The organism is Streptomyces sp. NPDC045846, assembly GCF_056431605.1.
The window spans coordinates 353249-377664 of record NZ_JBWKKJ010000008.1 but is presented as its reverse complement, the minus strand read 5'-3'; the positions used below and the strand labels follow the sequence as shown (position 1 = coordinate 377664).

The 24416-nt window shown below is 71.4% G+C and carries 23 protein-coding genes; 1 reads left to right on the top strand and 22 read right to left on the bottom strand.

Features of this window, described 5'->3' with window-relative positions; translation table 11 throughout:
- Positions 1 to 88 precede the first annotated feature (88 nt).
- The 8 genes from pyrF to pyrR form a co-directional block, all read right to left on the bottom strand.
- Positions 89 to 922: an orotidine-5'-phosphate decarboxylase gene (pyrF, locus tag AC07F3_RS24405; RefSeq protein WP_479116559.1), complete on the bottom strand. Its 834-nt coding sequence runs from the start codon at positions 920 to 922 to the stop codon at positions 89 to 91.
- Positions 919 to 2031: a quinone-dependent dihydroorotate dehydrogenase gene (locus tag AC07F3_RS24400; RefSeq protein WP_479116558.1), complete on the bottom strand. Its 1113-nt coding sequence runs from the start codon at positions 2029 to 2031 to the stop codon at positions 919 to 921. The genes pyrF and AC07F3_RS24400 overlap by 4 nt, the downstream gene beginning before the upstream one ends.
- 67 nt (positions 2032 to 2098) lie before the next feature.
- Positions 2099 to 5407 carry a carbamoyl-phosphate synthase large subunit gene (gene carB / locus AC07F3_RS24395; RefSeq protein ID WP_114038045.1) on the bottom strand — a complete coding sequence of 1103 codons (3309 nt, stop codon included), beginning with the start codon at positions 5405 to 5407 and terminating at the stop codon, positions 2099 to 2101.
- On the bottom strand, positions 5400 to 6542 hold the full coding sequence (carA, locus tag AC07F3_RS24390; protein ID WP_479116557.1) for a glutamine-hydrolyzing carbamoyl-phosphate synthase small subunit: 1143 nt from the start codon (positions 6540 to 6542) through the stop codon (positions 5400 to 5402). The genes carB and carA overlap by 8 nt, the downstream gene beginning before the upstream one ends.
- On the bottom strand, positions 6539 to 7150 hold the full coding sequence (locus AC07F3_RS24385) for a PH-like domain-containing protein (RefSeq protein WP_479116556.1): 612 nt from the start codon (positions 7148 to 7150) through the stop codon (positions 6539 to 6541). The genes carA and AC07F3_RS24385 overlap by 4 nt, the downstream gene beginning before the upstream one ends.
- On the bottom strand, positions 7147 to 8433 hold the full coding sequence (locus AC07F3_RS24380; RefSeq protein WP_479116555.1) for a dihydroorotase: 1287 nt from the start codon (positions 8431 to 8433) through the stop codon (positions 7147 to 7149). The genes AC07F3_RS24385 and AC07F3_RS24380 overlap by 4 nt, the downstream gene beginning before the upstream one ends.
- A gap of 2 nt (positions 8434 to 8435) precedes the next feature.
- Positions 8436 to 9419 (bottom strand): aspartate carbamoyltransferase catalytic subunit, encoded by a 984-nt coding sequence (locus tag AC07F3_RS24375; RefSeq protein ID WP_479116554.1) that lies wholly within the window; start codon positions 9417 to 9419, stop codon positions 8436 to 8438.
- Positions 9420 to 9513: 94 nt separating this feature from the next.
- The gene (gene pyrR / locus AC07F3_RS24370) at positions 9514 to 10116 is read right to left on the bottom strand and encodes a bifunctional pyr operon transcriptional regulator/uracil phosphoribosyltransferase PyrR (RefSeq protein WP_479116553.1); all 603 of its coding nucleotides are present in this window, start codon (positions 10114 to 10116) and stop codon (positions 9514 to 9516) included.
- 295 nt (positions 10117 to 10411) lie between these two features.
- Between pyrR and bldD the strand changes: the two genes are divergently transcribed.
- Complete coding sequence (gene bldD, locus AC07F3_RS24365) at positions 10412 to 10912, top strand: transcriptional regulator BldD (RefSeq protein WP_014044812.1); 501 nt, start codon at positions 10412 to 10414, stop codon at positions 10910 to 10912.
- A gap of 163 nt (positions 10913 to 11075) precedes the next feature.
- Here bldD and nusB read toward each other — a convergent pair whose 3' ends face one another.
- The 14 genes from nusB to AC07F3_RS24295 all read right to left on the bottom strand — a co-directional run bounded on the left by nusB (position 11076) and on the right by AC07F3_RS24295 (position 24317).
- Complete coding sequence (gene nusB / locus AC07F3_RS24360; RefSeq protein ID WP_479116552.1) at positions 11076 to 11504, bottom strand: transcription antitermination factor NusB; 429 nt, start codon at positions 11502 to 11504, stop codon at positions 11076 to 11078.
- A 2-nt stretch (positions 11505 to 11506) separates the two neighbouring features.
- Positions 11507 to 12073 carry an elongation factor P gene (efp, locus tag AC07F3_RS24355; protein WP_479116551.1) on the bottom strand — a complete coding sequence of 189 codons (567 nt, stop codon included), beginning with the start codon at positions 12071 to 12073 and terminating at the stop codon, positions 11507 to 11509.
- A 69-nt stretch (positions 12074 to 12142) separates the two neighbouring features.
- Entirely contained in the window at positions 12143 to 13249 is a 1107-nt protein-coding gene (locus tag AC07F3_RS24350) for a M24 family metallopeptidase (protein WP_479116550.1), read from the bottom strand.
- Positions 13250 to 13305: 56 nt separating this feature from the next.
- Positions 13306 to 14238 carry a Pro-rich N-terminal domain-containing protein gene (locus tag AC07F3_RS24345; RefSeq protein WP_479116549.1) on the bottom strand — a complete coding sequence of 311 codons (933 nt, stop codon included), beginning with the start codon at positions 14236 to 14238 and terminating at the stop codon, positions 13306 to 13308.
- 131 nt (positions 14239 to 14369) lie between these two features.
- Positions 14370 to 14819: a type II 3-dehydroquinate dehydratase gene (gene aroQ / locus AC07F3_RS24340; protein WP_479116548.1), complete on the bottom strand. Its 450-nt coding sequence runs from the start codon at positions 14817 to 14819 to the stop codon at positions 14370 to 14372.
- Entirely contained in the window at positions 14816 to 15910 is a 1095-nt protein-coding gene (gene aroB, locus AC07F3_RS24335; protein WP_479116547.1) for a 3-dehydroquinate synthase, read from the bottom strand. The genes aroQ and aroB overlap by 4 nt, the downstream gene beginning before the upstream one ends.
- On the bottom strand, positions 15907 to 16389 hold the full coding sequence (locus AC07F3_RS24330; protein ID WP_479116659.1) for a shikimate kinase: 483 nt from the start codon (positions 16387 to 16389) through the stop codon (positions 15907 to 15909). The genes aroB and AC07F3_RS24330 overlap by 4 nt, the downstream gene beginning before the upstream one ends.
- Positions 16390 to 16424: 35 nt before the next feature.
- A complete protein-coding gene (gene aroC, locus AC07F3_RS24325; protein ID WP_479116546.1) occupies positions 16425 to 17609 on the bottom strand; it encodes a chorismate synthase in 1185 nt (394 codons plus the stop codon).
- Positions 17610 to 17754: 145 nt separating this feature from the next.
- Positions 17755 to 18597 carry a shikimate dehydrogenase gene (locus AC07F3_RS24320; RefSeq protein WP_479116545.1) on the bottom strand — a complete coding sequence of 281 codons (843 nt, stop codon included), beginning with the start codon at positions 18595 to 18597 and terminating at the stop codon, positions 17755 to 17757.
- Entirely contained in the window at positions 18578 to 20308 is a 1731-nt protein-coding gene (gene mltG / locus AC07F3_RS24315; protein ID WP_479116544.1) for an endolytic transglycosylase MltG, read from the bottom strand. The genes AC07F3_RS24320 and mltG overlap by 20 nt, the downstream gene beginning before the upstream one ends.
- 101 nt (positions 20309 to 20409) lie before the next feature.
- On the bottom strand, positions 20410 to 20874 hold the full coding sequence (gene ruvX / locus AC07F3_RS24310) for a Holliday junction resolvase RuvX (RefSeq protein WP_479116543.1): 465 nt from the start codon (positions 20872 to 20874) through the stop codon (positions 20410 to 20412).
- Positions 20874 to 23543, bottom strand: a complete 2670-nt coding sequence (gene alaS, locus AC07F3_RS24305; protein ID WP_479116542.1) for an alanine--tRNA ligase — start codon at positions 23541 to 23543, stop codon at positions 20874 to 20876. The genes ruvX and alaS overlap by 1 nt, the downstream gene beginning before the upstream one ends.
- Complete coding sequence (locus AC07F3_RS24300) at positions 23543 to 23869, bottom strand: DUF6167 family protein (RefSeq protein ID WP_479116541.1); 327 nt, start codon at positions 23867 to 23869, stop codon at positions 23543 to 23545. Before AC07F3_RS24300 ends, alaS begins: the two co-directional genes overlap by 1 nt.
- Positions 23870 to 23876: 7 nt before the next feature.
- A complete protein-coding gene (locus AC07F3_RS24295) occupies positions 23877 to 24317 on the bottom strand; it encodes a DUF948 domain-containing protein (protein WP_479116540.1) in 441 nt (146 codons plus the stop codon).
- Positions 24318 to 24416: the final 99 nt, after the last annotated feature.

Sequence of the window (24416 nt, the reverse complement as noted above, 5' to 3'; positions counted from 1 at the left end):
TGAGGGCGGGTTTTTGTACCGTCCCAAGACGTAGGGGAAAGGGTGCTCCCCTGGCCCCCCCCCCCCCCCCCCCCCCCCCCGCCCCCGATCACGCCCCCGGGATCGCCGCGCGGACCTCGTCGGCGTAGCGCGTGGCCGCCTCGCGCAGGGCGCTCACGTCCGGGCCGTGGCGCAGGACGCCGCGGCTGACGCTCGGGACCACGTTGCGCACGGCGGCGCCGAAGACGCCGGGGAGGTCGGCCGGGGTCGCGCCCTGGGCGCCGATGCCGGGGGCGAGCAGCGGGCCGTTGATGTCGAGGTCGACCCCGGCGTCGCCGAGCGTCGCGCCGACCACGGCGCCCACCGAGCCCATCGGCGCCGCCTGCGCGTTCTCGGCCGCCATGTGGTCCAGCATCAGCTGGGCCAGCGGTCGGCCGTCGGCCGCCGTCGAGCGCTGGACCTCGGCGCCCTCCGGGTTGGAGGTCAGGGCCAGCACGAAGACGCCCGAGCCGGACTTGGCCGCGAGGTCGAGCGCCGGGCGCAGCGAGCCGAAGCCGAGGTACGGCGAGACGGTCACCGCGTCCGAGAAGAGGGGGGAGGCCGGGTCCAGGTAGGTGGCCGCGTACGCCGCCATCGTGGAGCCGATGTCGCCGCGCTTGGCGTCCATCAGGACCAGCGTGCCGGCCGCCCGGGCCTCCTCCACCGCCTTCTCCAGGACGGCGACGCCGCGCGAGCCGAACCGCTCGAAGAACGCGGACTGCGGCTTGAGGACCGCGACCCGGTCGGCCAGGGCCTCCACCGTGGTCCGGGTGAAGCGCTCCAGGCCCGCGATGTCGTCGTTCAGGCCCCAGTCCGCGAGCAGGGACGCGTGCGGGTCGATGCCCACGCACAGGGGGCCGCGGGTGTCCATCGCCTCGCGCAGTCGGGTACCGAAGGGGATCATGCGGCGGCCTTCTTCCGGGTCTCGGCGCCGACGGCCTCGGCGAGCGTCGCGTACGGGGAGGTGGCGAGCCGGGCGGCGAGGCCCTTGTGGATCGCGCGGCCCCAGAAGGGGCCCTCGTAGATGAAGGCGCTGTAGCCCTGGACCAGGGTGGCACCGGCCAGGATGCGCTGCCAGGCGTCCTCGGCGTTCTCGATGCCGCCGACCCCGATCAGGACGAGCCGGTCGCCGACGCGGGCGTACAGCCGGCCGAGGACCTCCAGGGAGCGCTCCTTGAGCGGGGCACCGGACAGGCCGCCGGTCTCCTTGACGAGGTCGGCCGGGGACTTGAGGCCGAGCCCCTCCCGGGCGATCGTCGTGTTCGTGGCGATGATGCCGTCCAGGCCGAGCTCCACGGCGAGGTCGGCGACCGCGTCGATGTCCGCGTCGGCGAGGTCGGGGGCGATCTTCACGAGGAGCGGCACGCGGCGGCCGGTCACGCTGCGGTCGGCGGCCTCGCGCACGGCGGTCAGCAGCGGGCGCAGCGACTCGGTGGCCTGGAGGTTGCGCAGGCCCGGGGTGTTCGGCGAGGAGACGTTCACCACGAGGTAGTCGGCGTGGGCGGCCAGGCGCTCGGTGGACTTCACGTAGTCGGCGGCGGCCTCGGCCTCGGGGACGACCTTCGTCTTGCCGATGTTGACGCCGACCGTCGTGCGGAACACGGCCTTGCGGGCCGCCAGGCGCTCGGCCACCGCCGCGGAGCCCTCGTTGTTGAAGCCCATGCGGTTGATCAGCGCGCGGTCCGGCACGAGCCGGAACAGGCGCTTCTTCGGGTTGCCCGGCTGGGGCTCGCCGGTGACCGTGCCGATCTCGATGTGGTCGAAGCCGAGCATCGCCATGCCGTCGATCGCGACCGCGTTCTTGTCGAAGCCGGCCGCGAGGCCGAACGGGCCGTGCATGCGCAGGCCCAGCGCCTCGGTGCGCAGCTCCTTGTAGCGGGGCGCGAGGACCGCGGCGACGAACGTGCGCAGGACGGGGACGCGGGCCGCGAGGCGGATCCAGCGGAAGGCCAGGTGGTGGGCCTGTTCGGGGTCCATCCGCTTGAAGACGAGGTTGAAGAAGAGCTTGTACATGTTCGGTGTCCTCAGGGGCTCATGAAGAGGGGGACACCGTTTCCGGTGTCCCCCTCGTCGCCGTCTGCTAGTCGCGGGCCGCGGTCAGGTGTTCCGCGTGTTCCTGGAGGGAACGCACCCCCACGTCACCGTGGTTGAGGGCGTCGATGCCCTGGACGGCCGCGGCGAGCGCCTGGACGGTGGTCAGACACGGCACGGAGCGGGCCACCGCCGCCGTCCGGATCTCGTAGCCGTCGAGGCGGCCCCCGGTGCCGTACGGGGTGTTGACGATGAGGTCGACCTCGCCGTCGTGGATGAGCTGGACGATCGTCTTCTCGCCGTTCGGGCCCTCGCCCTCACTCAGCTTGCGCACGACCGTGGCGTTGATGCCGTTGCGGCGCAGCACCTCGGCGGTGCCGGAGGTGGCGAGCAACTCGAAGCCGTGGGCGACCAGTTCGCGCGCCGGGAAGATCATCGTGCGCTTGTCCCGGTTGGCGACCGAGATGAACGCGCGGCCCTTGGTCGGCAGCGGGCCGTAGGCGCCCGCCTGCGACTTGGCGTACGCGGTGCCGAACACCGAGTCGATGCCCATGACTTCGCCGGTGGAGCGCATCTCCGGGCCGAGCACCGTGTCGACGCCGCGCCCGTGGACGTCGCGGAAGCGGCTCCACGGCATCACGGCCTCCTTGACGGAGATCGGCGCGTCCAGCGGCAGGGTGCCGCCGTCGCCCTCCCTGGGCAGCATGCCCTCGGCGCGCAGCTCGGCGACGGTGGCGCCCAGCGAGATGCGGGCCGCGGCCTTGGCGAGCGGCACCGCGGTCGCCTTCGAGGTGAAGGGCACGGTGCGCGAGGCGCGCGGGTTGGCCTCCAGGACGTAGAGGATGTCACCCGCCATCGCGAACTGGATGTTGATCAGGCCGCGGACGCCGACGCCCTTGGCGATGGCCTCCGTCGAGGCGCGCAGCCGCTTGATGTCGAAGCCGCCCAGCGTGATCGGGGGCAGCGCGCACGCCGAGTCGCCGGAGTGGATGCCGGCCTCCTCGATGTGCTCCATGACGCCGCCGAGGTAGAGCTCGGTGCCGTCGTAGAGGGCGTCCACGTCGATCTCGATCGCGTCGTCCAGGAACCGGTCGACCAGCACCGGGCGGGTCGGGCTGATCTCGGTGGACTCGGCGATGTACGAGGCCAGCCGCTCCTCGTCGTACACGATCTCCATGCCGCGGCCGCCGAGCACGTACGACGGGCGTACGAGGACGGGGTAGCCGATCTCGTCGGCGATGGCCTTGGCGCCCGCGAAGGTGGTGGCGGTGCCGTGCTTGGGCGCGGGCAGGCCGGCCTCGGCGAGCACGCGGCCGAAGGCGCCGCGGTCCTCGGCTGCGTGGATGGCCTCGGGCGAGGTGCCCACCACCGGGACGCCGTTGTCCTTGAGCGCCTGCGACAGGCCCAGCGGGGTCTGGCCGCCGAGCTGGACGACGACGCCCGCGACCGGTCCCGCGAGGGTCTCGGCGTGGACGATCTCCAGGACGTCCTCCAGGGTGAGCGGCTCGAAGTAGAGCCGGTCGGAGGTGTCGTAGTCGGTGGAGACGGTCTCCGGGTTGCAGTTGACCATCACGGTCTCGTAGCCCGCGTCGCTCAGCGCGAAGGAGGCGTGGACGCAGGAGTAGTCGAACTCGATGCCCTGGCCGATGCGGTTGGGGCCCGAGCCCAGGATGATCACGGCGGGCTTGGTGCGCGGCGCGACCTCGCTCTCCTCGTCGTACGAGGAGTAGAAGTACGGGGTCTTGGCGGCGAACTCGGCAGCACAGGTGTCGACCGTCTTGTAGACCGGGCGTACACCGAGGGCGTGGCGGACCTCGCGGACCACGTCCTCGCGCAGGCCGCGGATCCCGGCGATCTGGGCGTCGGAGAAGCCGTGCCGCTTGGCCTCGGCGAGCAGCTCGGGGCCGAGCTTGTCGGCGGCGGCCAGCTCGTCGGCGATCTCCTTGATGAGGAAGAGCTGGTCGACGAACCAGGGGTCGATCTTCGTGGACTCGAAGACCTCCTCCTGGGTGGCGCCCGCGCGGATCGCGTACATGACGGTGTTGATGCGCCCGTCGGTCGGCCGCTTGGCCTCCTCGAGGAGCACGTCCTTGTCGCCGACCGGGCCCGTGAAGTCGAACTGCGAGCCCTTCTTCTCCAGGGAGCGCAGCGCCTTCTGGAGGGCCTCGGTGAAGTTGCGGCCGATCGCCATGGCCTCGCCCACCGACTTCATGGTGGTGGTGAGGGTGGAGTCGGCCGAGGGGAACTTCTCGAAGGCGAAGCGCGGGGCCTTCACGACGACGTAGTCGAGGGTCGGCTCGAAGGAGGCCGGCGTCTTCTCGGTGATGTCGTTGGGGACCTCGTCCAGCGTGTAGCCGATGGCCAGCTTGGCGGCGATCTTGGCGATCGGGAAGCCGGTGGCCTTCGAGGCGAGCGCGGAGGACCGCGAGACGCGCGGGTTCATCTCGATGACGATGACGCGGCCGTCGTCCGGGTTGATCGCGAACTGGATGTTGCAGCCGCCGGTGTCGACGCCGACCTCGCGGATGATCGCGATGCCGATGTCGCGCAGCCGCTGGTACTCGCGGTCGGTCAGCGTCATGGAGGGCGCGACGGTGATCGAGTCGCCGGTGTGCACGCCCATCGGGTCGAAGTTCTCGATGGAGCAGACGACCACGACGTTGTCGTTCTTGTCGCGCATCAGCTCCAGCTCGTACTCCTTCCAGCCGAGGATGGACTCCTCCAGGAGCACCTCGGTGGTCGGCGAGAGCGTGAGGCCCTGGCCCGCGATGCGGCGCAGCTCCTCCTCGTCGTGGGCGAAGCCGGAGCCGGCGCCGCCCATGGTGAAGGAGGGGCGCACGACGACCGGGTAGCCGCCGAGCTCCTCGACGCCCGCCAGGACGTCCTCCATGGAGTGGCAGATGACGGAGCGGGCGGACTCGCCGTAGCCGATCTTCGCCTTGACGGCCTCGACGACGCCCTTGAACAGGTCGCGGTCCTCGCCCTTGTTGATGGCCTCGACGTTGGCGCCGATCAGCTCGACGCCGTACTTCTCCAGGACGCCCTGCTCGTGCATGGAGATCGCGGTGTTGAGCGCGGTCTGGCCGCCGAGGGTGGGCAGGAGGGCGTCGGGGCGCTCCTTGGCGATGATCTTCTCGACGAACTCGGGGGTGATCGGCTCGACGTAGGTGGCGTCGGCGATCTCCGGGTCGGTCATGATCGTGGCCGGGTTGGAGTTGACCAGGATGACCCTGAGTCCCTCGGCCTTGAGGATGCGGCAGGCCTGGGTGCCGGAGTAGTCGAACTCGGCTGCCTGGCCGATGACGATCGGTCCGGAGCCGATGACCAGGACGGACTGGATGTCGGTGCGCTTAGGCACGCTCGGCCTCCATCAAAGATACGAAGCGGTCGAAGAGGTACGCGGCGTCGTGCGGGCCCGCGGCCGCCTCGGGGTGGTACTGGACGCTGAAGGCCGGCCGGTCGAGCAGCTGGAGGCCCTCGACGACCTGGTCGTTCAGGCAGACGTGGGAGACCTCGGCGCGCCCGAAGGGCGTGTCCGAGACCTTGTCGAGCGGCGCGTCGACGGCGAAGCCGTGGTTGTGCGCGGTGACCTCGACCTTGCCGGTGGTGCGGTCCTGCACCGGCTGGTTGATGCCGCGGTGGCCGTACTTCAGCTTGTAGGTGCCGAAGCCGAGCGCGCGGCCCAGGATCTGGTTGCCGAAGCAGATGCCGAACAGCGGCGTCCCGCGCTCCAGGACCGCCCGCATCACGGCGACGGGGCCGTCGGCGGTGGCCGGGTCGCCCGGGCCGTTGGAGAAGAACACGCCGTCGGGGTTGACGGCGTACACGTCCTCGGCGGTGGCGGTCGCGGGCAGCACGTGCACCTCGATGCCGCGCTCGGCCATGCGGTGCGGGGTCATGCCCTTGATGCCGAGGTCGACGGCGGCGACGGTGAAGCGCTTCTCGCCGATCGCGGGGACGACGTAGGTCTCCTTGGTGGCGACCTCGGCGGAGAGGTTCGCGCCGGCCATCTGGGGCGCTTCCTTCACGCGGGCGAGCAGCGCGGCGTCCTCGGCGACCGCGTCGCCGGAGAAGATGCCGACGCGCATGGCGCCGCGCTCGCGCAGGTGGCGGGTGAGCGCGCGGGTGTCGATGCCGGAGATCCCGACGACGCCCTGCTGTACCAGCTCGTCGTCCAGGGAGCGGCGCGAGCGCCAGTTGGAGGGGGTGCGGGCGGGGTCGCGCACGACGTAGCCGGCCACCCAGATGCGCCCGGACTCGGGGTCCTCGTCGTTCACGCCGGTGTTGCCGACGTGCGGGGCGGTCATCACGACGACCTGGCGGTGGTACGACGGGTCGGTGAGGGTCTCCTGGTAGCCGGTCATGCCGGTGGAGAACACGGCCTCGCCGAAGGTCTCCCCCACGGCCCCGTAGGCCCGGCCGCGGAAGATCCGGCCGTCCTCCAGGACGAGTACGGCGGGAGCTTTGGCGGCTCCCCGGGTGGAGGTCGTCATCGTGCGGCGCCTTCCGTCGTGGTGGTGTGGATGGTCATGGAGTTGATGGCTTCGACCCAGGCCGCGTGCTGCTCGGCGCGGTCGGATCGGAAGCCCGAGTCGATGAGCCTGTCGCCGTGGCTCCAGGTGACGACGAGCAGTCCGCCCTCGGTGAGGACCTTGCCCGCGATGCCCTTGTCGAGCCGGGCCCCGCGCAGCTGGGCGGCCGGGACGAAGAAGTCGTTCGCGCCGGGGCGTACGACGTCCAGGCCCGCGTCCGTCAGGGTGAGCTCGGCCTTGCTGCGGACGCCGAGGCCGTGCGCCACGATGCGGTCGAGCCACTGCCCGGCGGTGGTGGAGCCGTGGTAGCGGCCGCTCAGCCTCAGTTTCGCCTCGCCCGGCGTCTCGGGCATCCCAGGCAGCGGCGGCTCGCCGCCTCCGGGGCGGGCGGGCAGGTCCGGCAGGTCGGCCTGGAGGCGGCCGCGCCACTGCCAGCCCTGGCGCATCAGCCAGTAGACGAGCGCCACAAAGAGCGCGAGCCCGACGAGCCAGCCGATCCGTCCGCCCCAGTTGGTCACCTCGGCGGACTTCTCCTCGGCGGCCAGATTGATCAGTGATGCGTACGTCACGCCAGCTTCCCGTCCACGACCGTTGCCCGGCCCCGCAGGAAGGTGTGCGTGATGCGCCCGGGCAGCTCGCGGCCCTCGTAGGGGGTGTTGCGGCTGCGGGAGGCGAAGCCCGCGGGGTTCACCTCACCACGGTATGCCGGATCGACCAGGGTCAGGTTGGCGGGTTCGCCTGCCGAGACGGGGCGGCCGTGGCCCGTGGCCTGCCCGATCCGGGCGGGCTTGTGGGACATGCGGTCGGCGACGCCGGCCCAGTCGAGCAGACCGGTCTCGACCATCGTGTGCTGGACGACGGAGAGCGCGGTCTCCAGGCCGACCATGCCCATGGCGGCCGCGGCCCACTCGCAGTCCTTGTCCTCGTGCGGGTGCGGGGCGTGGTCGGTGGCGACGATGTCGATCGTGCCGTCGGCCAGCGCCTCGCGCAGGGCGAGCACGTCCTTCTCGGTGCGCAGCGGCGGGTTGACCTTGTAGACCGGGTTGTACGAGCGGACCAGCTCGTCGGTGAGGAGCAGGTGGTGCGGGGTGACCTCGGCGGTCACGTCGATGCCGCGGGACTTGGCCCAGCGGACGATCTCGACGGAGCCGGCGGTCGACAGGTGGCAGATGTGCACGCGGGAGCCGACGTGCTCGGCGAGCAGCACGTCGCGGGCGATGATCGACTCCTCGGCGACGGCGGGCCAGCCGCCGAGGCCGAGCTCGGCCGAGACGACGCCCTCGTTCATCTGGGCGCCCTCGGTCAGCCGGGGCTCCTGGGCGTGCTGGGCGACGACTCCGCCGAAGGCCTTCACGTACTCCAGGGCGCGGCGCATGATCACGGCGTCGTCGACGCACTTGCCGTCGTCGGAGAAGACCGTGACGCCGGCGGCGGAGTCGTGCATGGCGCCGAGCTCGGAGAGCTGCTTGCCCTCCAGGCCCACGGTGACGGCACCGATGGGCTGGACGTCGCAGTAACCGGACTCCTTGCCGAGCCGCCAGACCTGCTCGACGACGCCCGCCGTGTCGGCGACGGGGAAGGTGTTGGCCATGGCGAAGACGGAGGTGTAGCCGCCGCGTGCGGCCGCCTGGGTGCCGGTGAGGACGGTCTCGGAGTCCTCGCGGCCGGGCTCGCGCAGGTGGGTGTGCAGGTCGACCAGGCCCGGCAGCAGGATCTGGCCCTCGGCGTCGACCACGGTCGCGCCCTCGGCGTCCAGACCGGTGCCGACGGCGGCGATGGTCTCGCCGTCGATCAGGACGTCCTGGACCTCGCCGCCGAGGACCCTCGCACCACGGATAAGGATCTTGCTCATGGTTACTTGTTCTCCGAATCGGTGGGACGGGCGTGACTGACGGCGGGCTCGTTGCCACCGAGCAGCAGGTACAGGACCGCCATGCGGGTGTGGACGCCGTTGGCGACCTGCTCGACGACCGTGCAGCGGTCGGAGTCGGCGACCTCGGCGGTGATCTCCATGCCGCGCACCATCGGGCCGGGGTGCATGACGATGCCGTGCTCCGGCATCTTCGCCATGCGCCCGCCGTCGAGCCCGTAGCGCCGCGAGTACTCGCGCTCGGTCGGGAAGAAGGCGGCGTTCATGCGTTCGCGCTGCACACGCAGCATCATCACCGCGTCGGACTTCGGCAGCACGGCGTCCAGGTCGTACGACACGTCGCAGGTCCAGTGCTCGACGCCGACCGGCAGCAGCGTCGGCGGGGCCACCAGGGTGACCTCGGCGCCGAGGGTGTGCAGCAGGTCGACGTTGGAGCGGGCCACCCGGCTGTGCAGCACGTCGCCCACGAGGGTGACGCGCTTGCCGGCCAGGTCCTGGCCGAGCGCGTCCTTGCCGACCAGGCGGCGGCGCATGGTGAACGCGTCGAGCAGCGCCTGGGTGGGGTGCTGGTGGGTGCCGTCGCCGGCGTTGATGACGGGGGCGTCGATCCAGCCGGAGGTGGCCAGGCGGTAGGGGGCGCCGGACGCGCTGTGCCGGATGACGACGGCGTCGACGCCCATGGCCTCCAGGGTCTGCGCGGTGTCCTTGAGGGACTCGCCCTTGGAGACCGAGGAGCCCTTGGCGGCGAAGTTGATGACGTCGGCCGACAGGCGCTTCTCGGCGGCCTCGAACGAGATCCGGGTGCGGGTCGAGTCCTCGAAGAAGAGGTTGCAGATCGTGCGGCCGCGCAGGGCGGGGAGCTTCTTTATCGGCCGGTCGGAGACGCGGGCCATCTCCTCGGCGGTGTCGAGGATGAGGACGGCGTCGTCGCGGGTGAGGTCGGCGGCCGAGATGAGGTGACGCATCATCTGGGGGTTCTCCAGGTGTGGTGGAGGTTGGGGCATGCGGGCGCGCAGAAGCAGGCCGTACGGGTCCGAGCGGTCCGTACGGAGGGGTGTGGGCCTACTGCTCGCCGGCCGGGGCGGTCTGCTTGACACCGAGCAGCACGGCGTCGCGGCCGTCCTCCTCGGCGAGCTGGACCTTGACCGTCTCCCGCAGCGACGTGGGGAGGTTCTTGCCGACGTAGTCGGCGCGGATCGGGAGTTCGCGGTGGCCGCGGTCGACAAGGACCGCGAGCTGGACGGCGCGGGGGCGGCCGATGTCGCCGAGCGCGTCGAGGGCGGCGCGGATGGTGCGGCCGGAGAAGAGGACGTCGTCGACGAGCACGACCAGACGGCCGTCGACCCCGTCGCCGGGGATCTCGGTGCGCCCGAGCGCCCGGGCGGGCTTCAGCCGCAGGTCGTCGCGGTACATGGTGATGTCGAGCGAGCCGACCGGGGTCTTGCGCCCGGTGATCCCCTCGAGCTTCACGGCGAGCCGCTCGGCGAGGTGGACGCCGCGGGTCGGGATGCCGAGGAGCACCACGTCGTCGGCGCCCTTGGCGCGTTCGACGATCTCGTGGGCGATACGGGTCAGGACGCGGGCGATGTCGGGGCCTTCGAGAACGGGCCGCGCCGCATCGGGGTGCGCCGGATCCTGCTGGTTCTGCGGGTGCTGCGTGTCCATATGAAACGGACCTCCTTCTCCGCCTCACGGGACGGACCTTAAAGGACGCCGGAATTGCGTCACCAACGGTACCAGGGGCCGGGAGCCGCCCGGCACCGGGCCGTCACCCGAACGGGTGAGTGGGCCCGACGGATCGCCGTGACCTGGAGGGCCCGGCCCACGCGGAGCCTGTCACTCCTCCGGGGCGCGGGTGTGGACCATTCGGCTTGACGCGGCCAAGTAACGCTGCGTAACCTCACAGTGAGTTACAGCCGCGCGGCGGAGCCGCACGTTGTCACAGCGTCCGGGGAGCTATATGTCCAGCGAATACGCAAAACAGCTCGGGGCCAAGCTCCGCGCCATCCGCACCCAGCAGGGCCTCTCCCTCCACGGCGTGGAGGAGAAGTCCCAGGGCCGCTGGAAGGCCGTCGTGGTCGGGTCGTACGAGCGTGGCGACCGCGCCGTGACCGTACAGCGCCTTGCCGAGCTGGCGGACTTCTACGGCGTTCCGGTGCAGGAGCTGCTGCCGGGCACCACGCCGGGCGGGGCCGCCGAGCCGCCGCCGAAGCTGGTCCTCGACCTTGAGCGCCTCGCGCACGTTCCGCCGGAGAAGGCGGGCCCGCTGCAGCGCTACGCGGCGACCATCCAGTCGCAGCGGGGTGACTACAACGGCAAGGTCCTCTCGATCCGCCAGGACGACCTGCGCACCCTTGCCGTCATCTACGACCAGTCGCCCTCGGTGCTGACCGAGCAGCTGATCAGCTGGGGCGTCCTGGACGCGGACGCGCGCCGCGCGGTCGCCCACGAAGAGGGCTGACGCCCCTTCAGCAGAAACGTGCCGTCGGGCCCGGTGGGAGCACTCGCTCCCACCGGGCCCGACGGCTTTCGCACACCCCCGCACGGCTGGTGGCACCACGGCGAAGGGCCCGCGGCACAGTGTGTGCCGCGGGCCCTTCGTAGGCCTTGTCCCGAACCGGAGGCTAGTCGCGGCGCAGGCTCGGCTTGAGGTCCTTGAAACGGGCGAGCATCCCGTTCACGAAGGCCGGGGAGTCGTCCGTGGAGAACTCCTTCGCCAACTGGACGGCCTCGTCGATGACGACCGCGTCGGGCGTCTCGTCCTCCCAGACCAGCTCGTACGTGCCGAGCCGCAGGATGTTCCGGTCGACGACCGGCATCCGGTCGAGCGTCCAGTCCACCGCGTACGTCGAGATCAGGTCGTCGATGCGGGCCACGTGGCCCGCGTATCCCTCGACGAGCTGCATCGTGTACTCGGCGACCGGCGGCTGACGGTCGTCGGACCGCGAGTGCCGCACCCAGTCCGCGAGGACCGTCTGCACGGACTCACCGCGCTGGTCGGCCTCGAAGAGGATCTGGAAGGCGCGCTTGCGGGCCTTGTTCCGGGCAGCCACGGTTAGCTGTTCACCCGGCCGAGGTAGTCGCCGGTGCGGGTGTCGACCTTGATCTTCTCACCGGTGGTGATGAAGAGCGGGACGCCGATCTCGTAACCGGTCTCCAGGGTGGCCGGCTTGGTGCCGCCGGTGGAGCGGTCGCCCTGCACGCCCGGGTCGGTGTGCTTGATGGTGAGCTCGACGGCGGCCGGCAGCTCGACGTAGAGCACCGCGCCCTCGTGCTGCGCGACCGAGGCGGTGAAGCCCTCGATCAGGAAGTTGGCGGCGTCGCCGACAGCCTTGCGGTCGACCATCAGCTGGTCGTACGTGTCCATGTCCATGAAGACGAAGTACTCGCCGTCCATGTACGAGAACTGCATGTCGCGGCGGTCGATGGTGGCCGTCTCGACCTTCACACCGGCGTTGAAGGTCTTGTCGACCACCTTGCCGGAGAGCACGTTCTTGAGCTTGGTGCGCACGAAGGCCGGGCCCTTGCCGGGCTTGACGTGCTGGAACTCGACGACGGACCAGAGCTGGCCTCCGTCGAGCTTGAGCACCAGGCCGTTCTTGAGGTCGTTCGTGGAAGCCACGGTTGCGGAATCTCCTGGACTGAAAGCTGGTGGACGACCGAGGGTACGCGCCCGGGGCACGTACGCGTGCTAGAGCGCTAGCAGCTCCTTGGTCGTGATGGTGAGTAGCTCGGGGCCGCCGTCCGCCTCGGGGCGTACGACGAGCGTGTCATCGATCCGGACGCCGCCCCGGCCCGGGAGGTGGACCCCCGGTTCGACGGTGACCGGCACGCAAGTGTCCAGTTTACCCATGGCTCCAGGTGCGAGCTGCGGCTCCTCGTCGATTTCGATCCCGACGCCATGTCCGGTGAGCGGTCCGAAGGCCTCCGCGTGGCCCGCCGCGTCCAGTACCTGACGGGCCGCGCGGTCCACCGCGCGGTATTCGGCGCCCGGCACGAGAGCCTCCCGGCCTGCCCGCTGGGCTGCGAAAACAGCGTCGTACAGCTCGATCTGCCAGTCGGCGGGAGTGGTACCGATCACGAAGGTACGGCCGATCTCGCACCGGTATCCGCGGTAGGTGGCGCCCAGGCAGACCGAGAGGAAGTCGCCCTCCTCGACCCGTCGGTCCGCCGGACGGTGCCCGGCCCGCCCGGAGTTGGGGCCGGTGCCGACCGACGTCATGAACGCGGGGCCGTCGGCGCCGTGGTCGACCAGGCGGCGCTCCAGTTCGAGGGCGAGGTGGCGCTCGGTGCGCCCGACCAGGATCGACTCCAGGAGCTCGCCCAGGGCCTGGTCGGTGATCTCCGCGGCGATGCGCAGACAGGCGATCTCGTCCTCGTCCTTGACCAGGCGGCGCTGCTCGACCGCGCCGCCGAGGTCGCTCAGGAGCAGCCGGGGCGCCACCGAGCCGAGGGCGCGGTGGCGGGCCACCGACAAGTGGTGCTCCTCCACGGCCAGCGAGTCGGCTCCGCTCGCCTGGGCGAGGTCGGCGGCCGCGACGGCGGGGTCGCCGCCGGGGGCGGGCAGCACGATGAGCCGGAGCTGCTCGTCGAGGTGGCCCTCGATGAGGTCGCCCGACGGCGTGCGCGGACACAGCAGTACGTCCTCGGCCGGGCCGATGAGGAGGACCGCGCCGGGCGGGGCGCCGCCCGACAGATAGCGGACATTGGCCGGGCGCGAGACCAGGGCGGCCGCGCTGCCTGCGGCCGCGCAGCGGTCCCGCAGCCAGCCGCGGCGCACCGCGAACACCTCTGACATGCCCCGAGCGTATGAGCGGGGCGCCGGGTCGGCCGTTTCAGCGCGTCCGACCGGGGCTACCAGCTCGGCGGGCTCGCGATGGTCCTGGCCAGGACGTCGTCCAGGAGGCGGGCCGTCGTGGGGACGTCGTACTGGGAGTTGTCGATGATCGGCAGGCCCGAGCCGTACCAGCCGGCCATGCGGCCGTGGATGCCCGCGACCTCCTCGTCGGACAGGCGGCGGTTGCCGCTGCGCTCCGCGTTGCGCTCCAGGACCACTTCGAGGCCCGGCAGCAGCACCACCGGGAGCAGCCCCGGGCCCACGTGCCGCTTCCAGCCGCCGAGGCCCACGACCGGCCGGTCGGGGAAGACCGCGTCGTCGAGGATGCAGGAGATGCCGTTGGCCAGGAAGTTGCGCGCCGCGAAGCCGCAGGTGCGGCGGGCGAGGCGGTACTGGGCCTCGGAGTGGTCGTTCCAGCCCGACTGGGGGTCGGCGAACCCCGAGCACACCCACTCGCGTACGTCGTCGAGGCTGATGTGCGCGGTGGGCACGCGGCGGTGCTGCGCCCAGTACCGGGCCACGGTCGTCTTGCCGGCTCCGGCGGGGCCGATGAGCAGCACCGCGAGCGTGGTGGCTCCGGTCCCCTCGGGGGCCTGCGGTATCGGTACCGGCCCGCCGGGCGGCAGGGCCACGTGCCCGGTGGTGTCGCGGGACGGCGGCCGCGCCGATGCGTGCTGCGGCGCGGGCCCGTGCCAGCCCTGGCCGGGCGGCTGCGGGGCCCCGGGGTGGTGGGGCGCCTGCACCGGGGGCGTCTGCGGGTGGGCCGGGAGCTGCGCGGGCGGGTGCCCGGAGCCGGTCGGCGGGCCTGGCTGGTACGGCGGGACGCCCGCGGGAGGCGCGGTGGGCCGCAGCGGAGCCGTCCCCTCCGACTCGATCGACTGGGTCCAGTCGTGCGGGGGCTGCCCCGGGGTGTGGGGCGGCGGCAGTGGAGCCCCCCCTGCGTGCTGCATCCGGTGCCACTCCGTCTCGTACAGGCAACTGGCGCTGGTCGGGCGCCCGTCGGTGCGGGGCGGCCCGGTGCAGAACCGTACCTCTCCCGGCCGCCACAGTGTGAACGGCCGGGGAGCGGCGACGGTGCCCGTCAGGCGCGTTCGCCGGTCACTTCGTCGGCGAGCGCGCGCAGCGCCAGGCGGTAGGAGCCGATGCCGAAGCCCGCGACCGTGCCGGTGGCGACGGGTGCGATCACCGAGGTGTGGCGGAACTCCTCACGGGCGTACGGGTTCGAGATGTGGACCTCGATGAGCGGCGCGGTGCGCTGGGCCGCCGCGTCGCGCATTCCGTACGAGTAGTGGGTGAACGCGCCCGGGTTGATGACGACCGGAATCCGCCCGTCCGCGGCCTCGTGGAGCCAGCGGATGAGCTCGCCCTCGTCGTTGGTCTCGCGCACCGAGACGTCGAAGCCGAGCTCCTTGCCGAGCGCCTCGCAGACCTCGACGAGGCCCGCGTAGGTGGTGGCGCCGTAGACGTCGGGCTCGCGGGAGCCGAGGCGGCCGAGGTTGGGGCCGTTGAGGACGAACACCCGCCGGGTCATGCCGAGACCTCGCCGTAGGCGGCCAGGAGCACCGCCGGGTCCGGGCCCTCCAGGACGGACGGCTTGGCGAGGCCGTCCAGGACGATGAAGCGCAGCAGGTTGCCGCGGGACTTCTTGTCCAGCTTCATGTTCTCCAGGAGCTTGGGCCACTGGTCGCCGCGGTAGGTCAGCGGCAGGCCGACCGACTCGAGGATCGCGCTGTGCCGGTCGGCGGTCGCGTCGTCCAACCGCCCTGCCAGACGGCCGAGTTCGGCCGCGAAGACCAGGCCCACCGAGACCGCCGCGCCGTGCCGCCACTTGTAGCGCTCGTTCTTCTCGATCGCGTGCGCCAGGGTGTGGCCGTAGTTGAGGATCTCGCGCAGACCCGATTCCTTCAGGTCGCCCGAGACCACTTCGGCCTTGACCCGGATGGAGCGCTCGATGAGCTCGGCGGTGTGCGGGCCCTCGGGGGTGCGGGCGCCGGCCGGGTCGGCTTCGATGAGGTCGAGGATGACCGGGTCGGCGATGAAGCCGGCCTTGATGACCTCGGCCATGCCCGACACGTAGTCGTTGACCGGCAGCGAGTCGAGGGCCGCCAGGTCGCACAGGACGCCGACGGGCGGGTGGAAGGCGCCCACCAGGTTCTTGCCCTCGGCGGTGTTGATGCCGGTCTTGCCACCGACGGCCGCGTCGACCATGCCGAGCACGGTGGTCGGAACCGAGATCCAGCGCACCCCGCGCAGCCAGGTGGCCGCGACGAAGCCCGCGAGGTCGGTGGTGGCGCCGCCGCCCACGCCGACGACGACGTCGGTGCGGGTGAAGCCGGACTGGCCGAGCGCCTTCCAGCAGTAGGCGGCGACCTCGGCGGTCTTGGCCTCCTCGGCGTTCGGCACCTGGATGGCGATGGCTTCGTAGCCCTCGGCCGCGAGGTCCTCGCGGATCGCGTCCCCGGTGCCGGCCAGGGCCTCCGGGTGGATGATCGCGATCCGCCTGGCCCGGTCGCCGATGAGTCCGGCCAGTTCGCCCAGCAGGTTGCGGCCGACGAGCACGTCGTACGGGTCCGTCCCGGCGGTGCCGCCGACCTGGATCCGGGTGGGTGCCTGCTCCGTCATGCGTCCTTCAACTCCAGTGCGTCGAGGACCGCCTGGGCGACCTCTTCGGGGGTGCGCTCGTCGGTCGCGACGACCGCACGGGCGACTTCGGTGTACAGATGGCGCCGCGCGTCCATCAGTTCGCGCCACTGCCGGCGCGGATTGACCGCGAGCAGCGGGCGGGCGGTGTTCAGGCCGACGCGCTTGACCGCCTCCTCCACGTCCATCGAGAGATAGACGACGGGGTGCGGCGCGAGCAGCGCGCGGGTGTCGGCGTCGAGGATCGCGCCGCCGCCGAGGGCGAGGACGCCGGGGTGCTCGGCCAGCGCCACGCGTACCGCCTCCCGTTCCAGGGCGCGGAAGTGCGGCTCGCCGTCCTCGATGAAGATGTCCGAGATCGAGCGTCCCTCGGCGGCCACGATGTCGGCATCGGTGTCCCGGTAGGGCGCGCCGAGCCGCTCGGCGAGCAGCGCGCCCACGGTGGACTTGCCCGAGCCCATCGGGCCGACGAGGACGACCAGGGGTCCGGCGGTGCTCACCGGATCTGCAGGTTGTCGAGGTACGACCGCACGTTGCGGCGCGTCTCGGGCACGCTGTCGCCGCCGAACTTCTCGGCGACCGCGTCCGCGAGGACGAGCGCGACCATGGCCTCGGCGACGATGCCGGCGGCCGGCACGGCGCACACGTCGGAGCGCTGGTGGTGGGCCTTGGCGGCCTCGCCGGTGGCGACGTCGATGGTGGCGAGCGCGCGGGGCACGGTCGCGATCGGCTTCATCGCGGCGCGTACGCGCAGCAGTTCACCGGTGGTCAGGCCGCCCTCGGTGCCGCCGGAGCGGCCGGAGGTGCGCTTGACGCCGTCGGCGGTGTTCACGATCTCGTCGTGCGCCTGCGAGCCGGGCACCCGGGCCAGGTCGAAGCCGTCGCCGACCTCGACGCCCTTGATGGCCTGGATGCCCATGAGGGCGGCGGCGAGACGCGCGTCCAGACGGCGGTCCCAGTGGACGTGCGAGCCGAGGCCGACGGGCACGCCGTAGGCGAGCACCTCGACGACTCCGCCGAGGGTGTCGCCGTCCTTGTGGGCCTGGTCGATCTCGGCGACCATCGCCTTCGAGGCGTCCGCGTCGAGGCAGCGGACCGGGTCCTCGTCCAGCTTCGCCACGTCGGCCGGGGTCGGGTAGACGCCGTAGGGGGCCTTGGCCGCGGCCAGCTCCACGACGTGCGACACGATCTCGATGCCGGCCGTCTCCTTGAGGTAGGAGCGGGCCACCGCGCCGAGCGCGACGCGGGCCGCGGTCTCCCGGGCGCTGGCGCGCTCCAGGATCGGCCGGGCCTCGTCGAAGCCGTACTTCTGCATGCCGGCGAGGTCGGCGTGGCCGGGCCTCGGGCGGGTCAGCGGGGCGTTGCGGGCCGACTCGGCCAGGACCTCGGGGTCGACCGGGTCGGCCGACATGACCTGCTCCCACTTGGGCCACTCGGTGTTGCCGACCATGATCGCGACCGGCGAGCCCATCGAGAGGCCGTGCCGCACGCCGCCGAGGAAGGTCACCTCGTCGCGCTCGAACTTCATGCGGGCGCCGCGGCCATAGCCGAGCCGCCGCCGGGCCAGGTGGTCGGCCACCATCTCCGTGGTGATCGGAACGCCGGCGGGAAGGCCCTCCAGCGTCGCGACAAGTGCGGGTCCGTGGGACTCCCCGGCGGTCAGCCAGCGCAACCTGCTCAACGGTGCTCCTCATGTGCGCGCCTGGAACTGCGACGGCGCGACCGGGTGCGCGGCCCTGGCCCGCCACCCCTGATCCTCCCATGGCCGGAGCGATGAACCGGCCGGAGGTCCACCAGGCGGACTCGAGGTCCGCTCCAGGAACCCGCTAGCGGGCGGCCAGCGCTGCCTCCCCCGCCTTGCGCATGGCGTCGAGCGGGGCCGCCGCGCAGCCCGTCATCTGCTCCACCTGGAGCACCGCCTGGTGCACCAGCAGGTCGAGCCCGCCGACCACCGCTCCCCCGCGCCCCGACCAGGCGGCCGCGAGCGCGGTCGGCCAGGGGTCGTACAGCACGTCGAAGAGGGTGCCCACGCGTTCGGGGACGGCCGCGGCCAGCGCGTCGGTGGTGCCGGCCGGGGTGGTGGCGACGACGAGCGGCGCTTCGAAGGCCTCCGCCGCCCGCGACCAGTCGAGGGTGCGGACGTCGACGCCGAGCCGCTCGCCCCAGCCGCGCATCTCCCGCGCCCGCGCCTCGCTGCGCACGTACGCCGTGACGGGGCCGGTGCAGACCCGGGCGAGCGCGGCCAGCGCCGAGGACGCGGTGGCGCCAGCGCCGAGGACGGCCGCGGACCCGACCCGGGTCACGCCGCGCTCCTGGAGCGCCGCGGTCATGCCGGGGATGTCGGTGTTGTCGCCGAGGCGGCGGTTGTCGTCGGTGAAGACGACGGTGTTGACGGCCTCGACGGAGGCCGCGGTGGCGCTCACCGCGTCGAGCAGCGGGATGACCGCCCGCTTCAGCGGCATCGTGAGCGAGAGGCCCGCCCAGGATCCGTCGAGCCCCGCGAAGAACCCGGAGAGCCCGGCCTCGTCGACCTCGAACCGGTCGTAGGACCAGTGGTCGAGGCCGAGTTCGGCGTACGCGGCCCGGTGCAGGACCGGGGACAGCGAGTGGGCGATGGGCGACCCGAGAACGGCCGCCCGCCGCGTGCCCTCACTGGCCGGACTGGGCATTGAACTCTTCCTTCAGCTTGTTGAACTCGGCCAGGTTCTTGGCGAACTCGGTCTTGTGCTTGCCGTCGGTGGCCACGAAGTACATCCAGCCCTCGTTCGTCGGGTCCAGCGCGGCGGCCAGCGCCTCGGTGCCGGGGTTGCCGATGGGGCCGGGGGTCAGGCCCTTCCACTTGTACGTGTTGTACGGGTCCTGGTTGGTGTTGATCTCCGCAAGACCGATCTTGATGTCGCTCTTGTTCATCAAGTAGTTGTACGTGGAGTCGAACTGGAGCTTCTGGTTGGTCTGGGTGTTGTCCGGCTTGAGGCGGTTGTAGACGACCTCGGACATCTTGCGGAAGTCGTCCGTCGTCTTGCCCTCGGCCTGCACGAGGCTGGCGACGGTGATGAGCTGCCAGGGGCCGTCCAGGTGGAGCTTCTTGGCCTCGGCGGCCAGGTCCTGCTTGCCGTACTCGGAAGAGGCGCGGTTGACCATCTTCTTCAGGACGTCCTCGGGCTTCATGCCCTTGGCGACCGGGTAACTGGCCGGGTAGAGGAACCCTTCCAGCGGGTCCTTGACGTTCTTGTGGCCCTTGGCCCAGTCCGGCAGACCCATGCTGTCGGCGTTCTTGAGCGCGATCTCCTTGGTCGTGCCGGGCGACAGGCCGAGGCGTTCGTCGATCTTGCCGTAGACCCAGGAATTGCGTGTGCCTTCGGGAACGATGAGGGCGTTGCGGCTGCTCGGGTTGAGCATCAGCTTGACCGCGTTGGCCGCGGACATGCCCTTCTTCATCGTGTAGGCGCCGGCCTGGATCGTCTTGCCCTTGGGGTCGTCGTTCTGGGCCTGGACGAAGGCGTCGATGCTCTTGACGACACCGGCCTGCTTGAGGATCTGGCCGATCTCGGAGCCGCCCGCGCCGGTCGGGATCTCGACCGTGACGGTGTCGCTGGTGCCCTCGCCCACGTAGTCGGGGGCCGCGCCGAACTTCTTCTGGTAGAACTCGTAGCCCACGTAGCCGATCCCGCCGGCTCCGACGGCGAAGATCACGGCGAGGACCAGACAGGCCCGCCCGCTCTTGCCCTTCTTCTTGGTCTTGCCGCGCCGCTCGCGGCCGCCGCCGCCCCCGGTCGCACGGCCGGACTCGCCCGGCTCGTCGTCTTCGCGTTCGCTGTCGTCAACGCCGGTGAAGAACGGGTGGCGCTCCTCCTGCGGCTCGGCGTCCCACTCGTGGCCCTGCTCCGGCACCTCGGGCACGGCGGGCGCCTGACGCTGGCCGGGCGGCTGCGGCGGCGGATACGCCTCGGGGGTGCCGTAGAGATCGTGGCCCTCGCCGGCATAGCCGTTGTTGTACGGATCGGGCTGCTGGCCCGCGTACGGCATGGCGGCCTGCTCGCCCGTACTGTCCCAGCCGCCCTGGTACTGCTGGGGCTGCTGGGGCTGAGCCGCGTACTGGTCCGCGTACTGCTGCTGCGGGTAGCCCTGCTGGGGCTGTTCGACGTAGCCCTGCTGCGACTGCTGCCCGGCGTAGTGCGGCTGCGGGGCGTACGGATCCTGCGGCTGCTGGGGGTAGTACGGCTGCTGGGGCTGCTGCTGGTAATGCTGCTGCGGCTGCTGCCCGCCGTCGTACGGAGCCTGACCGGAGGCAGCCTGCTGCGCTCCCCACCCCTGGTCCCCGTAGAGGGGATCCTCTGGGTGCCACGGTTCGGAGCCTGCGCCCCGGCCATACTCAGTCATCGGTCCCCTAGAGCCGCGAGGCATCCGGACGGTCCGCCTCTTTTGCTGTGCGGCGACTGTTCGAATGCCTCCGCATCGGCCGGAACGTTACCGTATCGCGATCAGATAACCACTTCGACGCCTTCGCCCGGAGCGTTACCTGACACCCGTTCGGCCTCAAGCGCGTTCTGAAGGATGATCACGGCGGCGGCCTGATCGATGACGGAACGTCCCTTCTTGGACTTCACGCCCGAGGCGCGCAGTCCCTGGCCGGCGGTGACCGTGGTCATCCGTTCGTCGACGAGCCGCACCCCGATCGGGGCGATGCCGCGCGCCAACTCCTGGGTGAACAACCGGACTTTGGCCGCCGCCGGGCCCTCGCCCCCGTTCAGGGAGCGGGGCAGTCCGACGATCACCTCGATCGGTTCGTACTCCTCGACGAGCTGCCGCAGCCGCCGGTGGGCGGCCGGGACGTCGCGTCCCGGCACGGTCTCCACCGGCGTGGCGAGCACCCCGTCGGGGTCGCACGAGGCGACCCCGATCCGGGCGTCTCCGACATCGATCGCGAGTCGGCGTCCTCGTCGCATCAGGCGGTCTCGGCGACCTGGCGCTCAACGGCGTCGATGGCGTCGCCGATCGCGTCCGGGTTCTGACCGCCGCCCTGGGCGACGTCGGGCTTGCCGCCACCGCCGCCGCCGAGCGTCTTGGCCGCGGTGCGGACCAGCTCACCGGCCTTGAGACCGCGCTCGCGGGCGGCCTCGTTGGTGGCGATGACGGTCACCGGGCGGCCGTTGGCCGTGGTGAACAGGGCCACGACCGCCGGGCGGTCGCCAGGGATCCGGCCGCGCACGTCGAGAACCAGCTTGCGCAGGTCGTCGGCGGAGGTGCCGTCCGGCACCTGCCCCGTGACCAGCGCCGTACCGCGGACGTCCTTGGCGGAGTCCACGAGACCGGCCGCGGCCTGGAGCACCTTCTCCGCGCGGAACTTCTCGATCTCCTTCTCGGCGTCCTTCAGCTTGCCGAGCATGGTGGAGATCTTCTCCGGAAGCTCCTCCGGACGCCCCTTGACCAGCTCCTGGAGCTGGGCGACGACCGTGTGCTCACGGGCCAGGAAGTTGTACGCGTCGACGCCGACCAGGGCCTCGATGCGGCGCACGCCGGAGCCGATGGACGACTCGCCGAGCAGCTTCACCAGGCCCAGCTGGGCGGTGTTGTGGACGTGCGTACCGCCGCACAGCTCCTTGGAGAAGTCGCCGATGGTGACGACGCGGACCCGCTCGCCGTACTTCTCGCCGAACTCGGCGATGGCGCCCTGCTTCTTGGCCTCGTCGATCGACATGACCTCCGCCTGCACGTCGAGCTCGCGCGCCAGCACCTCGTTGATCTTCTGCTCGACGTCGGTGAGGACCGTGCCGGGAACGGCGGCGGGCGAGCCGAAGTCGAAGCGGAAGCGGCCCGGCGAGTTCTCGGAGCCGGCCTGGGCGGCCGTCGGGCCGAGCGCGTCGCGCAGCGCCTGGTGGGTGAGGTGGGTGGCGGAGTGGGCACGGGCGATGGCGCGCCGGCGCTTGGTGTCGATGGCCGCGTAGGCCGAGGCGCCGACCGTGACCTCGCCGACCTGCACGACGCCCTTGTGCACGTGGACACCGGGCACCGGCTTCTGTACGTCGCGGACCTCGATGACCGCGCCGCTGTCGAGCCTGATCCGGCCCTGGTCGGCGAGCTGGCCGCCGCCCTCGGCGTAGAAGGGGGTGCGGTCGAGGACGACCTCGACCTCGTCGCCCTCGGTGGCGGCGGGCGAGGGCACGCCGTCGACGAGCAGGCCGACGATGGTGGACTCGTTCTCGGTGGAGCCGTAGCCGGTGAAGTCGGTCTCGCCGGAGGCGTCGGCCACCTCGCGGTAGGCGGACAGGTCGGCGTGGCCGGTCTTCTTGGCCCTGGCGTCCGCCTTGGCCTGGTCGCGCTGCTGCTTCATGAGGCGGCGGAAGCCGTCCTCGTCCACCGAGAGGCCCTGCTCGGCGGCCATCTCCAGGGTCAGGTCGATCGGGAAGCCCCACGTGTCGTGGAGCAGGAACGCCTTGTCGCCGGCCAGGACCGTGCCACCGGTGGCCTTGGTCTCGGTGATGGCGGTGTCCAGGATGTTGGTGCCGCCGCGCAGCGCCTTGAGGAAGGCGGCCTCCTCGGCCAGCGCGACGGTCTCGATGCGCTTGCGGTCGGTGACGAGCTCCGGGTACTGCCGGCCCATCGTCTCGATGACGACGTCGATCAGCTCCTGGACGACCGGGCCGGTGGCGCCCAAGAGGCGCATGTTGCGGATGGCGCGGCGCATGATGCGGCGCAGCACATAGCCGCGGCCCTCGTTGCCCGGCGTCACACCGTCGCCGATCAGCATCACGGACGTACGGATGTGGTCGGCGACGACGCGCATCGAGACGTCGGACTCGTGCTTGTCGCCGTAGCGCACACCGGTCAGCTCGGTGGCCTTGTCCATGACGACGCGCAGGGTGTCGGTCTCGTACATGTTCTGCACGCCCTGCAGGATCATCGCGAGGCGTTCGAGACCGAGGCCGGTGTCGATGTTCTTGGAGGGCAGGTCGCCGAGGATCGGGAAGTCCTCCTTGTTCTCCCCGGCGCCGCGCTCGTACTGCATGAAGACCAGGTTCCAGATCTCCACGTACCGCTCGTCGTTGACGGCGGGGCCGCCCTCGACACCGAACTCGGGGCCGCGGTCGTAGTTGATCTCGGAGCAGGGGCCGCACGGCCCGGGCACGCCCATGGACCAGAAGTTGTCCTTCTTGCCCAGGCGCTGGATGCGCTCGGCGGGTACGCCGATCACGTCGCGCCAGATCGTCTCGGCCTCGTCGTCGTCGAGGTAGACCGTGATCCAGAGCTTCTCGGGTTCGAGGCCGTAGCCGCCGTCCGCCACGGAGCTGGTGAGCAGCTCCCAGGCGTACTTGATGGCGCCTTCCTTGAAGTAGTCCCCGAAGGAGAAGTTGCCGCACATCTGGAAGAAGGTGCCGTGCCGGGTGGTCTTGCCGACCTCTTCGATGTCCGGCGTGCGCACGCACTTCTGCACGCTGGTGGCGCGCGGGGCGGGCGGCTTGGTCTCACCCAGGAAGTACGGCTTGAAGGGGACCATGCCCGCGTTGACGAGCAGCAGAGTCGGGTCGTCCGCGATGAGCGACGCCGAAGGGACGACGGTGTGCCCGCGCTCCTCGAAGAAGCTCAGCCAGCGGCGGCGAATCTCGGCCGACTCCATCAGTGGTCCTCATTCCGGTTGTACGAATGCTTGGGGTACTGCTGTTGTGTGGTCTCGATGGCGACGAGGCGGCGCTGCGCGGGAAGTTCGCGCACCTCGCCCTCGCCGATGCCCAGGACGTCGTTGAGTTCGGCTTCGCGCTGGGCCATGCCGGACTTGACGTCGAGGGCGAAGTCCTTGAGCCGGTGGCCGGCCTCGACCGCCTTGTCGGCGGTGCGCGCGGCCAGGCTCTCCGGGGTCAGCTGTTTCAGCTTCCGGTTGACCTTGGTGGTGGCCCAGACTCCGGCAGCCGCGCCCGCGGTGAACCAGAACGTACGGCGGAACATCGCAGCGTCAGCCCTTTCGCTTGGAGCGCCGCGCGGACGGCACGGTCCGCCCGACGATCACGTTACGTCGGCCCTCCCGGGCGGGCACGTCGGCGGGGACGGCGCCCTTGCGGCCGATCGCCCGGCGCACTCCGTAGCCGAAGGCGGCCACCTTCACCAGCGGGCCCCCGAAGGTGGAGGCGACCGTCGTGGAGAGCGCGGACGCGTTGGAGGTGACCTCCTGGACGTCCGAGGCGATCGCGTCGACGCGATCCAGCTGGGTCTGCGCGGAGCGCACCGCGCTGGAGGCGTCCGCGAGCAGCGGGACCGCCTGGTCGGTGACGTCCGCGACCAGCTTGGTCGTCGCCTTCAGCGTCTGGGCCAGCCTCACGAGAACGACCGCGAGAAAGGACACCAGGATCGCCCAGAAGACGGCCACCAGGATCCCGGCCACCTCTCCACCGGACACTTGCACCGCTCCCCGCAACCCGTCGGAACTCGAAAACCTCGAAAACCTCGAAAAAAGGTGTCCCCCGACCCTATCGCGCCGGGGATGGCTTCCCGCACC